Annotated in this window: 19 protein-coding genes and 1 pseudogene; 7 read left to right on the plus strand and 13 right to left on the minus strand. The window is 63.2% G+C overall.

Annotation, left to right across the window (positions count from 1 at the left end; all coding sequences use genetic code 11):
- Positions 1-9 precede the first annotated feature (9 nt).
- Entirely contained in the window at positions 10-1,101 is a 1,092-nt protein-coding gene (locus WMW70_RS05335) for a DUF6708 domain-containing protein (RefSeq protein WP_341436447.1), read from the plus strand.
- Between the two features lie 265 nt (positions 1,102-1,366).
- Here WMW70_RS05335 and gluQRS read toward each other — a convergent pair whose 3' ends face one another.
- Both gluQRS and dksA read right to left on the minus strand, forming a co-directional pair.
- Positions 1,367-2,254: a tRNA glutamyl-Q(34) synthetase GluQRS gene (gene gluQRS, locus WMW70_RS05340; protein WP_341436448.1), complete on the minus strand. Its 888-nt coding sequence runs from the start codon at positions 2,252-2,254 to the stop codon at positions 1,367-1,369.
- Positions 2,255-2,328: 74 nt separating this feature from the next.
- Complete coding sequence (gene dksA, locus WMW70_RS05345) at positions 2,329-2,772, minus strand: RNA polymerase-binding protein DksA (RefSeq protein ID WP_305623958.1); 444 nt, start codon at positions 2,770-2,772, stop codon at positions 2,329-2,331.
- Between the two features lie 207 nt (positions 2,773-2,979).
- Between dksA and WMW70_RS05350 the strand changes: the two genes are divergently transcribed.
- Both WMW70_RS05350 and sfsA read left to right on the plus strand, forming a co-directional pair.
- On the plus strand, positions 2,980-4,161 hold the full coding sequence (locus WMW70_RS05350) for a pyridoxal phosphate-dependent aminotransferase (protein ID WP_341436449.1): 1,182 nt from the start codon (positions 2,980-2,982) through the stop codon (positions 4,159-4,161).
- On the plus strand, positions 4,151-4,858 hold the full coding sequence (gene sfsA, locus WMW70_RS05355) for a DNA/RNA nuclease SfsA (RefSeq protein WP_341436450.1): 708 nt from the start codon (positions 4,151-4,153) through the stop codon (positions 4,856-4,858). The genes WMW70_RS05350 and sfsA overlap by 11 nt, the downstream gene beginning before the upstream one ends.
- 133 nt (positions 4,859-4,991) lie before the next feature.
- Here the strand turns inward: sfsA and WMW70_RS05360 are convergent.
- From WMW70_RS05360 to bsrA, 3 genes and pseudogenes are all read right to left on the minus strand, one after another.
- A pseudogene (locus WMW70_RS05360) lies at positions 4,992-5,405 on the minus strand (TonB-dependent siderophore receptor); the annotation flags it as partial.
- Positions 5,406-5,842: 437 nt separating this feature from the next.
- Positions 5,843-7,045 carry a glycosyltransferase family 4 protein gene (locus WMW70_RS05365; protein ID WP_341436451.1) on the minus strand — a complete coding sequence of 401 codons (1,203 nt, stop codon included), beginning with the start codon at positions 7,043-7,045 and terminating at the stop codon, positions 5,843-5,845.
- Between the two features lie 34 nt (positions 7,046-7,079).
- Entirely contained in the window at positions 7,080-7,982 is a 903-nt protein-coding gene (gene bsrA, locus WMW70_RS05370; protein WP_341436452.1) for a LysR family transcriptional regulator BsrA, read from the minus strand.
- 82 nt (positions 7,983-8,064) lie between these two features.
- On the opposite strand from bsrA, the gene WMW70_RS05375 reads away from it, so the two are divergent.
- On the plus strand, positions 8,065-9,186 hold the full coding sequence (locus WMW70_RS05375) for an SRPBCC family protein (protein ID WP_341436453.1): 1,122 nt from the start codon (positions 8,065-8,067) through the stop codon (positions 9,184-9,186).
- A 3-nt stretch (positions 9,187-9,189) separates the two neighbouring features.
- On the opposite strand, the gene cysZ is transcribed toward WMW70_RS05375, so the two are convergent.
- Positions 9,190-9,942 (minus strand): sulfate transporter CysZ, encoded by a 753-nt coding sequence (gene cysZ, locus WMW70_RS05380; RefSeq protein ID WP_341436454.1) that lies wholly within the window; start codon positions 9,940-9,942, stop codon positions 9,190-9,192.
- 275 nt (positions 9,943-10,217) lie between these two features.
- Here cysZ and trxB point away from each other — a divergent pair, with 275 nt between their 5' ends.
- Entirely contained in the window at positions 10,218-11,165 is a 948-nt protein-coding gene (gene trxB, locus WMW70_RS05385; protein WP_341436455.1) for a thioredoxin-disulfide reductase, read from the plus strand.
- Between the two features lie 141 nt (positions 11,166-11,306).
- Here trxB and WMW70_RS05390 read toward each other — a convergent pair whose 3' ends face one another.
- From WMW70_RS05390 to folM, 6 genes are all read right to left on the minus strand, one after another.
- Positions 11,307-11,894, minus strand: coding sequence for a putative glycolipid-binding domain-containing protein (locus WMW70_RS05390; protein ID WP_341436456.1), 588 nt, complete (start codon positions 11,892-11,894; stop codon positions 11,307-11,309).
- A 197-nt stretch (positions 11,895-12,091) separates the two neighbouring features.
- Positions 12,092-12,436: a HopJ type III effector protein gene (locus WMW70_RS05395; protein WP_341436457.1), complete on the minus strand. Its 345-nt coding sequence runs from the start codon at positions 12,434-12,436 to the stop codon at positions 12,092-12,094.
- The gene (locus tag WMW70_RS05400) at positions 12,433-12,726 is read right to left on the minus strand and encodes a DUF1244 domain-containing protein (protein WP_341436458.1); all 294 of its coding nucleotides are present in this window, start codon (positions 12,724-12,726) and stop codon (positions 12,433-12,435) included. The genes WMW70_RS05395 and WMW70_RS05400 overlap by 4 nt, the downstream gene beginning before the upstream one ends.
- Positions 12,727-12,847: 121 nt before the next feature.
- The gene (folX, locus tag WMW70_RS05405; protein ID WP_341436459.1) at positions 12,848-13,219 is read right to left on the minus strand and encodes a dihydroneopterin triphosphate 2'-epimerase; all 372 of its coding nucleotides are present in this window, start codon (positions 13,217-13,219) and stop codon (positions 12,848-12,850) included.
- Positions 13,219-13,767: a GTP cyclohydrolase I FolE gene (gene folE, locus WMW70_RS05410; protein WP_445942110.1), complete on the minus strand. Its 549-nt coding sequence runs from the start codon at positions 13,765-13,767 to the stop codon at positions 13,219-13,221. The genes folX and folE overlap by 1 nt, the downstream gene beginning before the upstream one ends.
- Before the next feature lie 34 nt (positions 13,768-13,801).
- On the minus strand, positions 13,802-14,512 hold the full coding sequence (gene folM, locus WMW70_RS05415) for a dihydromonapterin reductase (RefSeq protein ID WP_341436461.1): 711 nt from the start codon (positions 14,510-14,512) through the stop codon (positions 13,802-13,804).
- A 270-nt stretch (positions 14,513-14,782) separates the two neighbouring features.
- Here folM and WMW70_RS05420 point away from each other — a divergent pair, with 270 nt between their 5' ends.
- Positions 14,783-15,079 carry a DUF6482 family protein gene (locus tag WMW70_RS05420; RefSeq protein ID WP_341436462.1) on the plus strand — a complete coding sequence of 99 codons (297 nt, stop codon included), beginning with the start codon at positions 14,783-14,785 and terminating at the stop codon, positions 15,077-15,079.
- Positions 15,080-15,085: 6 nt separating this feature from the next.
- On the opposite strand, the gene WMW70_RS05425 is transcribed toward WMW70_RS05420, so the two are convergent.
- Positions 15,086-15,508, minus strand: a complete 423-nt coding sequence (locus tag WMW70_RS05425) for a thiol-disulfide oxidoreductase DCC family protein (RefSeq protein WP_341436463.1) — start codon at positions 15,506-15,508, stop codon at positions 15,086-15,088.
- A gap of 91 nt (positions 15,509-15,599) precedes the next feature.
- Here WMW70_RS05425 and WMW70_RS05430 point away from each other — a divergent pair, with 91 nt between their 5' ends.
- On the plus strand, positions 15,600-16,553 hold the full coding sequence (locus tag WMW70_RS05430) for a MerR family transcriptional regulator (protein WP_341436464.1): 954 nt from the start codon (positions 15,600-15,602) through the stop codon (positions 16,551-16,553).
- Positions 16,554-16,596: the final 43 nt, after the last annotated feature.

Here is a 16,596-nt window from a genome sequence, read left to right on the forward strand (position 1 = left end):
GTTTCCCCCATGGCCAACGCCCCCGCAGACCCCGACTTCGACCTGAAAAACCAGCGCCCAAGCGCTGGTGAAGTCCGGCGCTTCGCCACCGGCGAAGCCCTGTTTCTTGCCCCCTTACCGCTACCCTCCGGGCACACCCCAATGGATCTGGGTGGCAGTTTTCTGGAAGTTAACGACATCTACCTCGATGTGGGGCAAAGCAACTTCAATAAAGCCTTCCAGGCCCAACTGATGATTTGGGTATTAATGAGTTTTCTGATTGCGTGTTTGATAGTTGCACCCTTTCTCCTAGGAGTTGGGACATTTGGCGATCCATACGGGCGATCTTTTATGAGTCGCGCAGCGAAATTGATGCCCCTTGCGGCGCTAATTGCCTTGATGGGAGGGGCATTCTTCGGCTCGCTGGGCACCACCGCAGTTATCCGCACCACCCTGCAGAAAGCCCGTTCCCGGCCTATGCGTTTTAACCGCCAGCGTCGTGAGGTCTGCTATTTTCCGAGTGGCTCGGACGAGCCGATCATTCAACCGTGGGAAGAGCTGGTGGCCTGGGTTTCGATCAGCACCGGCACCACGGGCGAGGGCATTATGAGTACCTATACCCTGGGGATGGCCCTCGACAACCCGAAAACCGATAAGACCCACTTCCTTAATCAAGGTGTACTGACTCCGGCCCACGGCTTGTCAAAGTGGGAGGCTATTCGGGTGTATATGGAAAAAGGCCCAGCCTTTTGTCCCGGCAAAGCCCCCTACGAGGGCCGCCACACCTTTGATGAAGAGCGTGAATCCATGCGCGAGGCCTACCGCGAAGGAGACTGCTCGGCTATCGGCGTGGCTTGGTGGTACTTGCGTAATATCGTCACCTGGTGGCGTTTCCCCTACTGGGTTGCCGAGTGGGACCACCGCTATAGCATGAAAGCCATGCCCGCCAGCATCGAACAATGGTCCCAGCCCCTGCCGCCCGCACAATGGGCCAAACCCAGCAGCGCGCTGCTGGCGCAAACGGCCCAGATCGAAAAGGCCTTGGCCACGGGCCAGAGCTTTATGGATTACTTCAATAGCACGCTAGGTGATCCGGTCAGCCCGCAGGGCGAGCGCAGCTAAAGGACGGCTGTCGGGTTGCCTGATTGCTTTATCCGGCATCCAGGCCCAGCTTCTGTGGTCAGGAGCTGATCGCCCACCAGTTCACCCTGGGCGGACGCTAACAGCCAGCAAGGGGTGAGCTGGTGGGTAAATACGAGTACGACGAGCAAGGCTGCCTATACGGCATCAATAGCTCGGCTATCGTCGGGAGGGACGCCACTGACTTGGCCATCGCCGTGAAGCCAATCCCGCCACAAATTAAAGCTCTGGCCAGAGTACTCCCGTCCTAGCGCAGCTGCGCCTCGGCCAGGGTGCGTTGGTTAGGGATCAGGTCGGAGCACCAGTGCTGGCTGGCCCAGTGCAGCAGTTCCTGCGGTTGGCCGTAGCTTGCGCCTTCCGGCACTGGCTGGCCGAGGGTGCGCAGGGCGCGGATCAGCAGGGGAGTGGCCTGGTCGGCCGGTAGCGGTGGCGAGCGGTAGGATTTGCCCAGCTTGTGGCCGTCGGGCTGGATGATCAGCGGTACGTGCAGGTAGCGCGGCTGCGGCAGACCCAGCAGTTGTTGCAGGTAGAGCTGGCGCGGGGTGGAGTCGAGCAGGTCGGCACCGCGCACTATGTCGGTTACGCCCTGCCAGGCATCGTCAATCACTACTCCAAGCTGGTAGGCGTAGAAACCATCGCGGCGCTGGATCACGAAGTCGCCGACTTCGCGGCCCAGGTGCTGGCTGTAAGGGCCCTGTACCCGGTCGGTGAAGCCATAGCTCTGTTCGGGCACACGCAGGCGTATTGCCGCGTTGGCGCGGGGGTGCCCGGCCTCCCGGCAAAACCCCGGGTAGATGCCCTGATAGCCTTCCAGCTGCTTGCGCGAGCAGATACAGGCATAGGCCAGGCCCCGCGCCAGCAAGGTATCGACCAGGGCGGCGTATTCGGCATGTCGGTTGCTCTGGCGCACCAGTTCGCCATCCCACTGCAAGCCGTAGCTTTCCAGGGTCTTGAGAATGGCGCTCTGCGCGCCGGGGACTTCCCTCTGCGGGTCGAGGTCTTCCATGCGCAGCAGCCAGCGGCCATTTACTGCGCGCGCGTCGAGGTAGGACGCAAGGGCTGCGACCAGTGAGCCAAAGTGCAGGTAACCGCTAGGGGTGGGGGCGAAGCGGCCGATATAGGCGGGCGTGTTCATACGGGCGAAGGACTGCCGGTTGCGCACAGGGAGACAGAAACAACAGAGGGTGCCGAAGCACCCTCTGGGTCAGATCAGGAACCGATCTGCTTTTCCTTGATTTCCGCCAACGTCTTGCAATCGATGCAAAGGGTGGCGGTGGGGCGGGCTTCGAGGCGGCGGATGCCGATCTCGACGCCGCAGGAATCGCACCAGCCGTAATCGTTGTCTTCGATCAGCTGCAGGGTTTCGTCGATCTTCTTGATCAGTTTGCGCTCGCGATCACGGGCACGCAGTTCCAGGCTGAACTCTTCTTCCTGGCTGGCGCGGTCCGCTGGATCGGGGAAGTTGGCCGCTTCGTCCTGCATATGGTGCACAGTACGGTCGACTTCCTGCATCAACTCAAGCTTCCACTTGTTGAGGATGCCGGTGAAGTGGGCGCGCATCGGCTCACCCATATATTCCTCGCCCTTTACTTCTTTATAGGGCTCGAAACCACGAGTCAGTTGGCTGCTTTTTGCTTTTGCTTTGGTGGGCATGGATGACCGCCTCTCACTCTCTCTAATCCACTGCGCAGGACGGTGTCCCTTGCCGATCCTACGTCGAGTAGAACTGGCCCTGCGGCTGCAAGCGGGCGAACTTACCAGATCGACTCGCACGACGCCACTCCCTGTTGTCGTGGTGACTGACGTTTCGCCCGGGCCTTGGTTTAGAATCCGCGCCTTAATTCATTTGAAGGCAGCTCCATGGCCCCGTCCTACAGTGCACGCAGCCGCGCCATAGAACCTTTTCATGTGATGGCGCTGCTGGCCCGCGCCAATCAGTTGCAGGCTGAAGGCCATGATGTGATTCACCTGGAAATCGGTGAGCCGGACTTCAGCACGGCTGCTCCCATAGTCGCCGCCGGTCAGGCCGCTCTGGCCGATGGTCATACCCGCTACACCGCCGCGCGCGGTTTGCCGGCCCTGCGCGAGGCGATTGCCGGCTTCTATGCCGAGCGTTATCGCCTAAGCATAGACCCTGAGCGGATTCTGATTACCCCGGGCGGCTCGGGGGCCTTGCTGCTGGCTACCAGCCTGCTGGTCGACCCAGGCAAGCACTGGCTGCTGGCCGATCCCGGTTACCCCTGCAACCGCCACTTCCTGCGTCTGGTGGAGGGTGCGGCGCAGCTGGTGCCTGTGGGCCCCGAGGTGCGTTATCAGCTGACCCCCGACCTGGTGGCACGGTATTGGGACCAGGACAGCGTCGGCGCGCTGGTGGCCTCGCCGGCCAACCCGACCGGCACCTTGCTTAGCCATGACGAGCTGGGCGGGCTGTCTCGGGCGTTGCGCGAGCGCGGCGGGCACCTGGTGGTGGATGAGATCTATCACGGCCTGACCTACGGCGTGGACGCCGCCAGCGTGCTCGAGGTGGACGACGAGGCCTTTGTGCTCAACAGTTTTTCCAAGTACTTCGGCATGACCGGCTGGCGGCTCGGCTGGCTGGTCGCGCCGCCGGCGGCGGTGGCTGATCTGGAGAAGCTGGCGCAGAACCTCTATATCAGTGCGCCGAGCATGGCCCAGCACGCCGCGCTGGCCTGTTTTCAGCCGCAGACCCTGGAGATCCTCGAACAGCGCCGCCATGAATTCCAGCGCCGCCGCGACTTCCTCCTGCCGGCGTTGCGTGAGCTGGGCTTCCGGATCGCCGTGGAGCCGCAGGGGGCGTTTTACCTGTACGCCGATATCAGTGCCTTTGGTGGTGATGCCTTCGCCTTCTGCCAGCACTTTCTGGAAACCGAGCACGTGGCCTTTACCCCGGGCCTGGATTTCGGTCGGCATCTGGCGGCGCAGCATGTGCGCTTTGCCTACACCCAGGATCTGTCGCGCCTGCAACAGGCGGTGGATCGGATCAAACGTGGCCTGAACAGCTGGCAGCCCCATGCGCTTTGATCCCCCACTCGAAGCAGGACGGCTGCTGCGCCGCTACAAGCGTTTTCTCGCCGATATCGAGACCGCCGACGGCGAGCTACTGACCATCCACTGCGCCAATACCGGCTCGATGCTCAATTGCATGAGCGAGGGCGCGCGCATTTGGTTTAGCCGCAGCAATGACCCCAAACGCAAGTTGCCGGGCACCTGGGAGATTGGTGAGACGCCCCATGGCCGCCTGGCGGTGATCAACACCGGGCGCGCCAATGCCCTAGTGGAGGAGGCACTGCGCGGCGGACTGATTGCCGAGCTGAACGGCTTTACCGACCTCAAGCGCGAAGTGCCTTACGGTCAGGAACGCAGCCGTATCGATTTCCGCCTGGACTACCCGGACGGGGCGGCGTTCGTCGAAGTCAAAAGCGTCACCCTGGGCTTTGCCGACAGTCGCGTCGCCGCCTTTCCCGATGCGCGCACCGAGCGTGGCAGCAAGCACCTGCGTGAACTGGCCGCGTTGGCCCGTGCCGGCACCCGCGCGGTGCAGCTGTATTGCGTGAACCTGACGAACATCGATGCGGTGCGCCCAGCCGCGGAAATCGACCCGGCCTATGCCGCCGCCCTGCGCGAGGCGGTGAGCGCCGGAGTCGAAGTCCTGGCCTATGGCGCGGCGATCAGCGCGCAGGAGGTGCGGCTGATCAAGCGTCTGGATGTGCTGCTTTAAATGCCTGCCCCCTGATTGCAGGGGCAGACGGACGCCAGGCACCCGTCCGGGCCGTCGATGACTACCGGGGGCGGCTGGCAGGCGTTGGGAGGATGGCCCCTGGGGCAAGGGGCCGAGGTGCGACTGGCGCGGATCAGAAGCGGTAGTTGACGCCCAGGGTCAGGGTGCGGCCGGGTGCCGGCTGGCGGCCCCAGGGGCTGGTGTCGATGCTGCGGAAGTAATACTCGCGGTCGAACAGGTTGCTGACCCCGGCGGAGGTGGTCAGCAGGCTGCCGTCGGCGAGCTTGAATTCGCGTTCGATAGCGGTGTTCCACAGCCAATAGGCGGGCAGCTCGCCGACCGTCGCGGCGGCATCCTCGGCGTGGCTGTTGGCCGCGTCGGTGTAGGCGCTGCTGACGTAGAGGCCATCGAGGGTGTAGGTCCAGGCTTCGGCGAAGCGGTAGCGGCCATCGACGGTGAGCTGATGTGCGGAGGCGAAGGGCACTTCGTTGCCTTTGAACGCGCCGCTGCGTTGTTCGCTGTCGAGGTAGGCATAGCCGGCGTGCAGGCCGGGCAGCCATTGCTCGGCGACGGTTTCGCGTTCGACCCCGCTGACGCCATCGGCATGTGCAGCAGGCCAGGGGCTACGCCGGCGAAGGCTGCGGACGCCCCGGGCGTGCCAGGTGTCGGGGGGGCAGCGGGGCGAGGGTACGGTGTTGCGCGGGGCGCAGGCCTCTACGCCATGGTGTTGACGGGTGAGGCCGGAGCAGTGACGGGGTATAAGGCCTGCAGGGGTTTTATTTTTGATTGCCAAATGGTGGTGATTATCATTTGGCGATGTAAGTCTTTTGTTGTGCTTGATCTTGTATGGATCGCCCTGGGTGTGGGCCATGGTGGTAGAACAAATGCTCTGTGAGGTGATCGTGCAGCATTCATGGCCGCCAACTCGCGGCCAACGGGTGCGCGGGGTCAGGGTGACCGAGGGCGCTATCGGCCTGAAGGCTTCTAGGGCCGCGAATGCATGGCAGGTATGTCGTCGGTTGGCTGCATGGCGCTGCGCAGGTGCTGTTCGAACAGTTCGACTATCGCCGGCCAGCCCTGGCGTGAGGCGTGTAGGCGGGCATTCAGGCGCGCCCGGCGCAGGCCTTCGGTATCGTTCAGCAAGTCGTTGGCCGCCTGGATAAAGCCCTGTTCGTCCTGCGCGCCCGCCAGGGCACCATTGTGGCCGTGGCGGATATGCTGCGCCGCCGCGGCCTGGTCAAAGGCCACCACGCCAAGCCCGGAAGCCAGCGCTTCGAGCACCACATTGCCGAAGGTTTCCGACAGGCTGGGGAAGAGAAACAGATCGCCCGAGGCGTAATGCGCGGCCAGCTCTTCACCGCGTTGCAGGCCGCAGAACACCGCATCAGGCAGTTGCTGCTGCAGGCTGGCGCGTTGCGGCCCGTCGCCCACCAGAATCAGTTTCAGCCGCCGCTGCGGGTGCGCCTGCTGCAGCGCCTGAAAGCTCTTGCTGAGCAGCGCCAGGTTCTTTTCCGCCGCCAGACGGCCGACATGCAGGATGGCGATGTCCTGTTCTTCCAGGCCCCAGCGCTCGCGCAAGGCCGCGCAGCGTTTGGCCGGGTGGAACAGCTGGCTGTCGACGCCCCGCGATAGCAGTTCCAGATTGTCGAAACCACGGCGTTGCAGCTCGATCTGCTGGCTGACACTGGGCACCAGGGTCATCTGCGAGCGGTTATGGAACCAGCGCAGGTAGTTGGTCAGCAAGCGGGTCAGCAGGGCGACGCCGTAATGCCCGGTGTATTGCTGGAAGTTGGTATGAAAGCCGCTGACCACCGGAATCTGCAAGCGCCGCGCGGCGCGCAGCGCAGACAGGCCCAGTGGCCCTTCGGTGGCGATATACAGCACATCCGGGCGCTGGCGTTGCCAGTTGCGCAACAGCTTGTGCATCGACGACTGGCCCCACTGCAAACCGGGGTAGCCGGGCAGCGGCCAGCCACGGGTCAGCAGCAGATCCTGATCGGCAGCGCCGCGTGGGTCGACGCTCTGCCGCGGGCGCACCAGTTGCACGCGATGGCCACGACCACGCAGGCCATCGACCAGGCGACCGAGGGTATTGGCTACGCCGTTGATTTCCGGCAGGAAGGTTTCGCTGATCAGTGCGATATGCAGGGAAGCTGTGCTCATGGCAGCAGTGTCCGCTGCCGCCATGTAATGACTGTGACGTTTTGGTTGCGTTTGTATTTCAGTCGAGCAGTTCGATCAGCTGTTGGCGCAGCCAGACGTGCGCAGGGTCGAGGTGCTGCTGCTGATGCCAGATCAGGCTGACCTGCACCGGCGGCATATCGAAGGGCAGCGGTGCGATTTCCAGCGCATGTACCGGAGCGAAGGCCTCGGCCAGACGCGCGGGCACGGTGCCGAGCAGGTCGGTCTGGGCGACGATGGCCGGGATTGGCAGGTAGTTGGGCTGATGCAACGCCGCCTGCCGCCGCACCCTGGCCGAGCCGAGGACGATCTCCAGCGGCGAGCCACGTCCGGCGCGCGGCGTCACGCTGATATGCCGCGCCTGCTGGTAGTCCTCCAGGCTCAGCCCGTCGACGAAGGCCGGGTGGCCGGCGCGGCCGATCACCACCAGCGGCTCTTCGCGCAGCGGCGCGTAGTGCAGGTCCGGTGCGTCGAAGTGCAGGTAGTCGATGGCCAGGTCCAGCGCGCCGCTTTCCAGGCGTTGCACCAGGCTGTCGGCGTCATCGGCCTGCACCAGCAGTTCGACCTGCGCGGCGCTGCGTGCCAGATGCGCCTGCAGCATGGGCAGCAGTGCGGCCTGGGCATAGTCGTTGAGCGACAGGCTGAAGGCATGCGGTGTCTGTGGGTCGAACGGCTCGGCCGGGCCCAGGCCGGTCTGCAGCAGGCGCAGAGCCTGGCGCACCGGCACATACAGAGCCTGGGCGCGGGCGGTGGGCGTCATGCCACGGGCGGTGCGCAGAAACAGCTCTTCACCCAGTTGCTGGCGCAGGCGGGCGAGGGCGTTGCTCACGGTGGATTGGCTCAGGTGCAGGCGCTCGGCGGCGCGGGTCAGGTTGCCTTCCTGCATCAGTGCGTCGAAGACCAGCAGCAGGTTGAGATCGAGCTGACGCAAATTCGTTATCAAGAATAATGCTCTTTTTAAATATCCATTATTCGAATGATCTGGCCGGGCCTAGACTGTTGTCAATCCGCACAGGAGCTTTGCCATGGCCTATAACAACGACAATGCCCAGGCTTTCCGCACAGACTATCGGGCTGCCATTCATCCGCTGTACAACCCCTGGCTGCATGCCGCCTTCGTGCTGACCTACGGCCTGACCTGCGTGAGCCTGCTATGGGGGAGCCTGGATGCGGTGCCTGCCTGGCAGTGGCTGCTGGTGCCGCTGAGCCTGGTGTTCTTCAGCTGGGGCGAGTACCAGGTGCACAAGCGCCTGGGCCACAACAAGACGCGCTTCGGCCAGCTGTTCTACAAGCGCCACACCGGTGATCACCACAGCTTCTTCGTCGAAGGCCTGATGCGTTACGAGACGCCGCGCGACTGGCGGGTGATCCTTTTCCCGGCCTGGTTGATCGTGCTCTACAGCCTGCCGCTGCTGGGGATCTGGTGGTTGCTGGCGCATATCGACGGCAACCTCGCCGCGCTGTTCGCCGGCAGCATGCTGCTGGGGTATATGAGCTACGAGCTGGTGCACGCCTGCGAACATCTGCCGGACGAGCACCCCGTGTCGCGCCTGCCGTGGATTCGCCAGATGCGCCGTCTGCATGCGCTGCACCATCGCCGTGAGCTGATGCAGTCGCGCAACTTCGGCATCGTTCACCCTCTGATGGACTGGCTGTACGGCACCCTGCACTGGGAACCTGAGGCAACCCACCAGCAGAATCGCCAGCAGCACCGCATCCGCCTCGCCCGCCCGGCGGACGCGGTGCTGAGCTATGCCGCCGCGCCCATTCACTGGCCCGAGTGGCATCCGTCGTCGTTGCGCATCTACGGCCGCGAAGGTGCGTTGCTTGCTGGTGAGGTATTTGAAGAAGATATCCACGCCGGTGGCCGCGCCGGCCATCTGCGCTGGGATGTGCTCGACTACCAGCCGGCCCGCCGCTGGCAGGCCAGCGCCCGAGGCGATCACGGCCTGGCGCTGCTGCTGACCTACGAGTGCCTGGACGGCGAGGGTGGTTGCGAGTTCGTGCGCACCCTGGAGTACGGCTTCGACGGCGCGCTGATGCGCCTGGCCAATCGTCTGCTGCTGGGGCGGCGTATCGAGCGTGAATCCCAGGCCTCGATGCAGGCGCTGCGCGCGGTGCTCGAGGGCCGCCAGCCTACGCGATAGGGCTCAACGAGTGGGCGTGAGCGCCTGCTCCTGGCGTTCGCGCACCCAGAACACCGTGGCACCGGCCACTGCTGCCGGCATCATCAGGATATTCAGCCCCGGCACCAAGAGCGCAGCGTAGGTGATGCCGCCAAAGCCCAGGCTCTGCCAGCGTTTTTCACGCAGCCAGGCGAGCATGTCCTGCCAGCTCATCTTGTTGTTGTCCGCCGGGTAGTCGATGTACTGAATCGCCATCATCCATACGCCAAACAGCAGCCACAGCGGTGCGGCGATCAGGTTGACCACCGGGATAAAGCTCAGGATCAGTAGGCCGATGGCCCGGGGCAGAAAGTAGCCCAGCTTGCGCAGTTCGCGGCCCAGGGTGCGCGGCACCATGGCCATCAGCTCGGCCCAGCTGAACGGCGGAAAGTCGTCCTGGCCACGTACCACCACCTCGACCTTCTCCGCGAGAAAGCCATTGAAGGGCGCGGCGATGATATTGGCCAGCAGGGTGAAGGTGAAAAACACCATCAGCAGCACCAGCACCACAAACAGCGGCCACAGCACGTATTCGAGAAAGCCCAGCCAGCTTGGCAGGCTGGGCATGAAGGTGTCGACCCAACCACCGAACTGCTGCATGGCCAGGTAAATCAGGCCAATAAACAGGATCAGGTTGATCGTCAGGGGCAGCAGCACAAACAGCCGCAAGCCAGGACTGAGGACCAGTTTCAGGCCTTCGCTGAGGTATTGCGGGCCGGTAAGCACGGGGGCAGGCATGGGGCAGTCTCCGCGAGATAAAAGTCGCGCCGACCTTACCGGCTTTGCGGGTCAGGGGAAAGCGCCGGGGGCGCGATTGCAGGCCTGTGGTGGGCTGTCATAGGGCGCGTCTATGCAGGGAATTGCTAAAGGGTATTTCCTCTATGACGCGCACACGCCTAGGCTGCGCCGCATTGTCGGGTTCTTCCTGTTTCGGGCTCCTGTCGCTTGTACCTGTCCCTGGTGCGACGGGACGCCCCTTTTATTACGCCGGCTGTGCCGGAGAGGAGTTAACGATGTCTGCCACTCGCCATGCCCGCGTGATCATTCTGGGCTCCGGCCCTGCCGGTTACAGCGCTGCGGTGTACGCCGCCCGGGCCAACCTCAAGCCGTTGCTGATTACCGGCATGCAGGCCGGCGGCCAACTGACCACCACCACCGAGGTGGACAACTGGCCGGGTGATGTACACGGCCTGACCGGCCCGGCGCTGATGCAGCGCATGCAGGAGCATGCCGAGCGCTTCGAGACCGAGATCGTCTTCGACCATATCAATGCCGTGGACCTGGCCGGCAAGCCCTTCACCCTGATCGGTGACAGCGCTACCTACAGCTGCGACGCGCTGATCATCGCCACCGGAGCCAGCGCCCGTTATCTGGGCTTGCCCAGCGAGGAAGCCTTTATGGGCAAGGGCGTGTCGGCCTGCGCCACCTGCGACGGTTTCTTCTACCGCAACCGTGAGGTAGCGGTGGTCGGCGGCGGCAATACCGCTGTGGAAGAGGCGCTGTACCTGGCCAATATCGCCAGCAAGGTGACTCTGGTGCATCGCCGTGGCAGCTTCCGCGCGGAGAAGATTTTGCAGAACAAACTGCAGGCGCGGGTGGCCGAAGGCAAGATCGTGCTCAAGCTCCATGCCGAGGTGGATGAAGTGCTCGGCAACAACATGGGCGTGACCGGTGTACGGTTGAAGAACAACGATGGCAGCTTCGATGAACTGAGCGTCGATGGCCTGTTCGTCGCCATCGGCCATACGCCGAACACCTCCTTGTTCGAAGGCCAGCTGGCGCTCAAGGATGGCTATCTGGTGGTCAACGGCGGGCGCGACGGCAATGCCACCGCCACCAGCATTCCTGGCGTATTTGCTGCCGGTGATGTCGCTGACCACGTCTACCGCCAGGCCATCACCTCGGCTGGTGCCGGCTGCATGGCGGCGCTGGATGTGGAGCGCTACCTCGACGGTCAGTGATCCCAGTGGCGCTATGGCATGTTGCGCCAGCTAATCGGGAAGCATGTGCTGGGAGCGACCCTGTGCACCAGAACCCGCGGACTTTGGCGGTGCGCACGGCGCACCCTACGCGATGCTATCGCCTGATCGTGCAGTCAGTCGTCAGACCCAGGTGTTGAGCCTGAGATCCCGCGAACTCAGGCGCAGGAACTGGTCGCTGGCCTTGACCAGCAGGGCGTGTTCGTCCACGGCCAGTTCACAGCTCTGCAGGCCCTCGGGGTCGCTGCGGTACAGAGTGGTATCGCCTTCCTGGCGCAGGTGCTGGTAGCGCTGGCCGCGGGCTTCGATCTTGAGCGTCAGCAGGTCGACATAGGCCACCTGCAGCTGTTCGCTCTGGCCGTTTTCCAGGGCGCAGCGCTGCAGGGCCGGGGTATGGGTAAAGGGAGAGTCGGAGAGCATGACCTGCTGGCAGTCGTGCAGGTCGGGCCGTGGTTCGCCGTTATGGAACCAGTTGCCGCGTATATCGCGCTTGAGGTCGATGCGCCGCTGGCCGTGATTGTCGACTTTCAGCCACAGGCGACGAAAGCGCCAGCGCGGGTCGCAGTTGAGCACATAGGTGGCGGCGATGCTGTGGCCGCGCAGGCTCTGCATCAGATGGCTGGTGGCCTGGATACCGTTTTCGTCGATATTCAGGCGCAGGTTTTCCACGCCGGGGTTATGCCATGGTTTCCATACCAAGGTCTGCTGCATGCACGCGACTCCAAGCCAGCTGGGGTTGGGGCGGGGAGGGCGGGTGCAGCCGCGAGGCTTGGCGCAGGCACCTTCCCTGGTGGCCCGATCATTGATGGCCGCCAGGGTAATGCCTCACAACTCGGCTGTCTGTCAGCCTTTGCCGACAGTTGCGCAAGTTTTTGCGCGCTGTCTGGGCGAGTCGGTCTGGGGCAGGTTTAGAGCGCCTTGCGTTGCAGCGAAGGCTGCTCGAAGCGCACGCCGGCCAGGCCGGTGTCCATCAGCGCGCGGATATTGCCGTGGTCGTTGCCGTTCGGGGTAGCCAGCACGCTGCGGTAGTGTTCGCCGAAGCACAGCAGGGCCTCTTCCAGGCTCAAGCCTTCGAGCAGGGCCAGGCCCAGAGTCTTGCACGAGCCTTCGTTCTGCCCGGCGGCATTGGCCACCGGACCGTTGCTGAAGGCGCTGGGCTGGTAGTCATAGTGATCGGCGATAAAGGCCAGGGTTTCGCTGAAGGCGAAGTGTTCGCTGCGCAGACGGGCGCGGAAGTCGCTCAGGGTGCTCATTGGGGCTTTCCTTTGGTGAAGGCGGCCTGCTGTTCGGCACTGGCTTCCTTCTGGTATTTGGCTTTCCATTCGGCATAGGGCATGCCGTAGATTTCCTCGCGGGCCTCGTCGGGGGTGATCTGCACGCCGATATCGTCGGCGGCGGCCTTGAACCACTTGGACAGGCAGTTACGGCAGAAGCCGGCCTGGTTCATCAGGTCGATATTCTGCACGTCGGGGCGCGAACGCAGGTGTTGCACCAGGCTGCGGAAGGCGGCGGCTTCGAGTTCGAGACGTTCTTGTTCGGTCATGGCGATGCTCTCATGGGACGGGCAGGGGAGAGGTTGCCGGCGATGATAAGAGCATGCCCGCCTGGCGGCAACGGCCCCGGCGCGGGACGCGCCGGGAATCTGCAGAGCGTTTCTCAGCAGTCTATCTATGCCCGGCGAGGGTAATCGACACCGACTCGGCAAAGCGCAGGGCGTGCAGTTTGTCCACTTCCACTTCGGCGTAGCATACGTCCGGGTTGGCCATGACCAGGTCGAGAATCTCCTGGGTCATGCGCTCAAGGAGGGCGAAGCGATTTTCTTCGACGTGGCGGATCACCGCTTTGGTGATGGTGCGGTAGTTGAGGGCATGTTCGATATCGTTATCGCGCACTGCCTCCACGGCGGGATAGAGGATGGTCAGGTTGATCAACACATCCTGCTTGTTGTTGATCTCCTCTTCCTTGATACCGATATAGGTGCGCAGGCGCAGGTCCTTGACGCGGATGCGCGCCATCCCAGGTTCCAGTCGCGGCATTACTTGCTCCGTCCGATCAGTTGCAGGAATTCGTGGCGAGTGTTGCAGGATTCGCGGAAGGCTCCAAGCATCACCGAGGAGGTCATCACCGAGTTCTGCTTTTCCACACCGCGCATCATCATGCACATATGCTTGGCTTCGATCACCACGGCCACGCCGGCGGCGCTGGTGACCTGCTGGATCGCGTCGGCGATCTGCTTGGTAAGGTTTTCCTGAATCTGCAGGCGCCGGGCAAACATATCGACGATGCGCGCCACCTTGGATAGCCCCAGCACCTTGCCGGTGGGGATATAGGCCACGTGAGCCTTGCCGATAAACGGCAGCATATGGTGCTCGCACAGCGAGTACAGCTCGATATCGCGGACGATCACCATCTCGTCATTGTCCGACTCGAACAGCGCCCCGTTGACCACTTCTTCCAGGCTCTTGTGGTAGCCGTTGCACAGGTATTGCATGGCCTTGGCGGCGCGCTTGGGGGTGTCCAGCAGGCCTTCGCGTTCGGGGTTTTCACCGACGCCCACGATAATTTCGCGGTAGTGGTCAAGCATCTGAGAATTCATTGCAGGGTCCTCGCGGCGCACCTCACTTGAGGTGGCGGCCGCCGTTGACGGTTAGTGTCGTGCCGGTGACGTAAGGGTTGTCGAGCAGATAGCGCAAGCTCTGGTAGACCACTTGCGGCCCGGGTTCTATGCCCAGTGCCGATTTGTTCAGGGTTTTACTGCGGTAGTCGGCGTCGTCATCCGGGTTGAACAGGATCAACGCCGGGGCGATGCCGTTGACCTTGATCTGCGGGGCGAAGCGTGCGGCCAGCGACAGGGTCAGGCTGTCCAGCCCGGCCTTGCTGGCGCAGTAGGCGGGCCGCTTGGCGCTGCCCTTGCGCGTGACATCGTCGCTGATATGCACGATATCGGCGGGTGTCGAGCGGCGCAGCAGGTCTTCGCAGTGCAGGTTGATCAGGTAGGGTGCGAGCATATGCACGGCAAACAGCTGCTGAAAGGCGGCCGCTTCCTGGCCCGGTTGTTCATCCAGCCAGTCGGAGGCGTTGTGCACGATGGCACGCAGACTGTCGGTGTGGTTTTTCAGGGCGGCGATAAAACCGAGGATGCCGCTCTCGCTGGAAAAATCCGCCTGCAAGGCCAGCGCGCCACGCTGTCTCAGTTTCTCGACGCCTTCGCGCTCGCTACGGTAGGTGATGATCAGCGAGTGGCCGTCATCCAGCAGGCGTTCGGCGCAGTACAGGCCGATGCGCTGGCTGGCTCCGGTAATCAGGATAGGGGCGGCGCTGAGGCTCATGCTCGACTCTGCAGAAGAATAAGGGGTGGGTTCAGCGACGCTGCGCCGGGATACCTGACCAGTAGGACGCGGCCTCGACTGAACCAGGAGTAAAGTTATACCAGTAGTGCGGTTTGTACAACCATATGCACTGTGTGGGTACTGGGTGTTGTGCTGGTGTTTTGCCTATTTCATTGAGCTGCAAGGGATTTTGTCGAAGATAAGGTGCTGAAATAATTGTTTCTATCGTGTACAAGTATGGCGATCTTGTACAGCTATGAGGTGTTCGTCATGGGGTCTTGGCAGCTGCGGCTGGCGCTGGTCTGCCGGCAGGTCAGGCAGGTGGATGTATGGGCAGTGCGGGGCGCGGGTTATGCGGTACGGGTGGTCACCCGCGATGGCCAGGTGCATGCACTGTGTCCGCCAATGCCGCAGCGTCTGTGGCCTACTTGGCCGCCGCTGAAGGCGCGTCTGCAGCGTTGCGGGGTGTGCCAGGTGGTGTTGCATCAGCCGCAAAGCCACGATGAAATAATCGGTCGCCCCGTTAGGGTTGAGGCCGATCCTGGCCTGGTCATGCCGTTGCAGTAGGCCAGCTCAGGGTTGCGGGCGGCTTGAGCAGGTCCTGTCCTTGCAGCGCTGGCCGGCTTCCGGGTGGGGCAACCAGTCGAGGTGGGGGCGCAGCCGGCAGAACAGGTGGTAGCCCAGCTCGAACAACGGCCGTAGGGGCCGCCAGGCCAGGGGCGCGGCCCAGGCTCCAAGGCCCGCTGCGCGCCAGCTCCACAGGGTGGCGTCCAGCCCGGTTAGCCACTGACCGTCGGCAAAGTGGGCGTGCAATCGGTCTTGCAGGGCTTGCTGGGGCAGGCCGAGGGCGCTGGCCTGGAAATCGGGCTGGCTGATATCCACCAGTTGCAGGCGTTGTCGGTCGGCGCGCTGGCGCAGCAGGCGTATCTCCCGGGCGCACAGTGGACAATCGCCGTCGTAGTAGAGGGTCAGGGGCCATTGCGGTGAGTTATTCATGGTCAACCTCTTTGTATAAGTGTTGTACAAAGTATGCGCTAAAGAGCTGAGTTACAATGCGCGTAACATTTTTGCTGTGATGCCGCCTCCCATGTCCGATCACGCCGGTGCTTCGTCCCCCATTTCGAATGCCCTCAAGCAGGAAGAGTTGTTTCCTATTCGCGAGGTGGCGCGGCTGACCGGGGTCAATCCGGTCACCCTGCGTGCCTGGGAGCGACGTTATGGGCTGATCCAGCCGACCCGCACCGAGAGTGGCCATCGTCTCTATTCCCAGGTGGATATCGAGTCGGTGCGCAGCATTCTGGCGTGGATCGAACGCGGCGTTTCGGTGAGCAAGGTTGGCAAGATCCTCGCCAAAAGCAGCTCAATCAAGGCGGCCAGCGCACCGGTCTATGAAGAAGTCAGCGCCAGCGAATGGGCCGAGTGGCAGGCGCAGCTGCGCCGCGCCATCGCAGCCTTCGACGAGGGACGACTGGACCGGCTGTATGGCCAGGTATTCTCCAGCTACCCGCTGCCCGTGGTGTTTCAGGACATCCTGATGCCGCTGTGGCAGGAGCTGCTGCTGCGTCAGGACGAGTTCGGCCAGACCAGCGAGTGGCTGTTTCTCGATACCTTCCTGCGTGCGCGTACTCTGCAGCGCCTGCAGATGATGCGCGCCCAGGTCGAGGAGCGCGTGCTGCTGGCGGCCTTGCCGGGCCATTGCCGCGAGCTGGAGTTGCTGGTGGCCGGGCTGCTGCTGAGCAGCTCCGAGGTCGCGGTCAGCGTGCTGGGGCTGGGGCAGCCGCTGGAAGAGTTGACTCTGATCTGCGAGAAGATGCAGCCCCAGGCCCTGGTGCTGTTCTCCAACCAGCCGCCCAGCGATGACCTGCCTAAGCAGTTGTCCCGCCTGGCGCTGGCGCTGGATTGCCCGTTGGTGATGGCCGGCGATGGTGCCGACCTGGCCGAGGAGAGCCTCAGCGGTTCACCGATTGCCTGCTTGGGCAATGAAGGGCGTCTGATGCAGCGCCGCCTGCAGCAGTTTCTGGCTGGCCATCTGGATACCTGATTCTTCTTATCAAGCACCTCTGAATAGGCGCGGTCGCCGCTAT

Source organism: Pseudomonas sp. XK-1 (assembly GCF_038069885.1).
Lineage (GTDB): Bacteria > Pseudomonadota > Gammaproteobacteria > Pseudomonadales > Pseudomonadaceae > Aquipseudomonas.

What these genes read in the sequence shown, in the direction of transcription:
- WMW70_RS05335 (WP_341436447.1), top strand. Translation starts at nt 10, where the DNA reads ATGGCCAACGCCCCCGCAGACCCCGACTTCGACCTGAAAAACCAGCGC.
- gluQRS (WP_341436448.1), bottom strand. Translation starts at nt 2,254, where the DNA reads ATGAACACGCCCGCCTATATCGGCCGCTTCGCCCCCACCCCTAGCGGT.
- dksA (WP_305623958.1), bottom strand. Translation starts at nt 2,772, where the DNA reads ATGCCCACCAAAGCAAAAGCAAAAAGCAGCCAACTGACTCGTGGTTTC.
- WMW70_RS05350 (WP_341436449.1), top strand. Translation starts at nt 2,980, where the DNA reads ATGGCCCCGTCCTACAGTGCACGCAGCCGCGCCATAGAACCTTTTCAT.
- sfsA (WP_341436450.1), top strand. Translation starts at nt 4,151, where the DNA reads ATGCGCTTTGATCCCCCACTCGAAGCAGGACGGCTGCTGCGCCGCTAC.
- WMW70_RS05365 (WP_341436451.1), bottom strand. Translation starts at nt 7,045, where the DNA reads ATGGCGGCAGCGGACACTGCTGCCATGAGCACAGCTTCCCTGCATATC.
- WMW70_RS05375 (WP_341436453.1), top strand. Translation starts at nt 8,065, where the DNA reads ATGGCCTATAACAACGACAATGCCCAGGCTTTCCGCACAGACTATCGG.
- cysZ (WP_341436454.1), bottom strand. Translation starts at nt 9,942, where the DNA reads ATGCCTGCCCCCGTGCTTACCGGCCCGCAATACCTCAGCGAAGGCCTG.
- trxB (WP_341436455.1), top strand. Translation starts at nt 10,218, where the DNA reads ATGTCTGCCACTCGCCATGCCCGCGTGATCATTCTGGGCTCCGGCCCT.
- WMW70_RS05390 (WP_341436456.1), bottom strand. Translation starts at nt 11,894, where the DNA reads ATGCAGCAGACCTTGGTATGGAAACCATGGCATAACCCCGGCGTGGAA.
- WMW70_RS05395 (WP_341436457.1), bottom strand. Translation starts at nt 12,436, where the DNA reads ATGAGCACCCTGAGCGACTTCCGCGCCCGTCTGCGCAGCGAACACTTC.
- WMW70_RS05400 (WP_341436458.1), bottom strand. Translation starts at nt 12,726, where the DNA reads ATGACCGAACAAGAACGTCTCGAACTCGAAGCCGCCGCCTTCCGCAGC.
- folX (WP_341436459.1), bottom strand. Translation starts at nt 13,219, where the DNA reads ATGCCGCGACTGGAACCTGGGATGGCGCGCATCCGCGTCAAGGACCTG.
- folE (WP_445942110.1), bottom strand. Translation starts at nt 13,767, where the DNA reads ATGCTTGACCACTACCGCGAAATTATCGTGGGCGTCGGTGAAAACCCC.
- folM (WP_341436461.1), bottom strand. Translation starts at nt 14,512, where the DNA reads ATGAGCCTCAGCGCCGCCCCTATCCTGATTACCGGAGCCAGCCAGCGC.
- WMW70_RS05420 (WP_341436462.1), top strand. Translation starts at nt 14,783, where the DNA reads ATGGGGTCTTGGCAGCTGCGGCTGGCGCTGGTCTGCCGGCAGGTCAGG.
- WMW70_RS05425 (WP_341436463.1), bottom strand. Translation starts at nt 15,508, where the DNA reads ATGAATAACTCACCGCAATGGCCCCTGACCCTCTACTACGACGGCGAT.
- WMW70_RS05430 (WP_341436464.1), top strand. Translation starts at nt 15,600, where the DNA reads ATGTCCGATCACGCCGGTGCTTCGTCCCCCATTTCGAATGCCCTCAAG.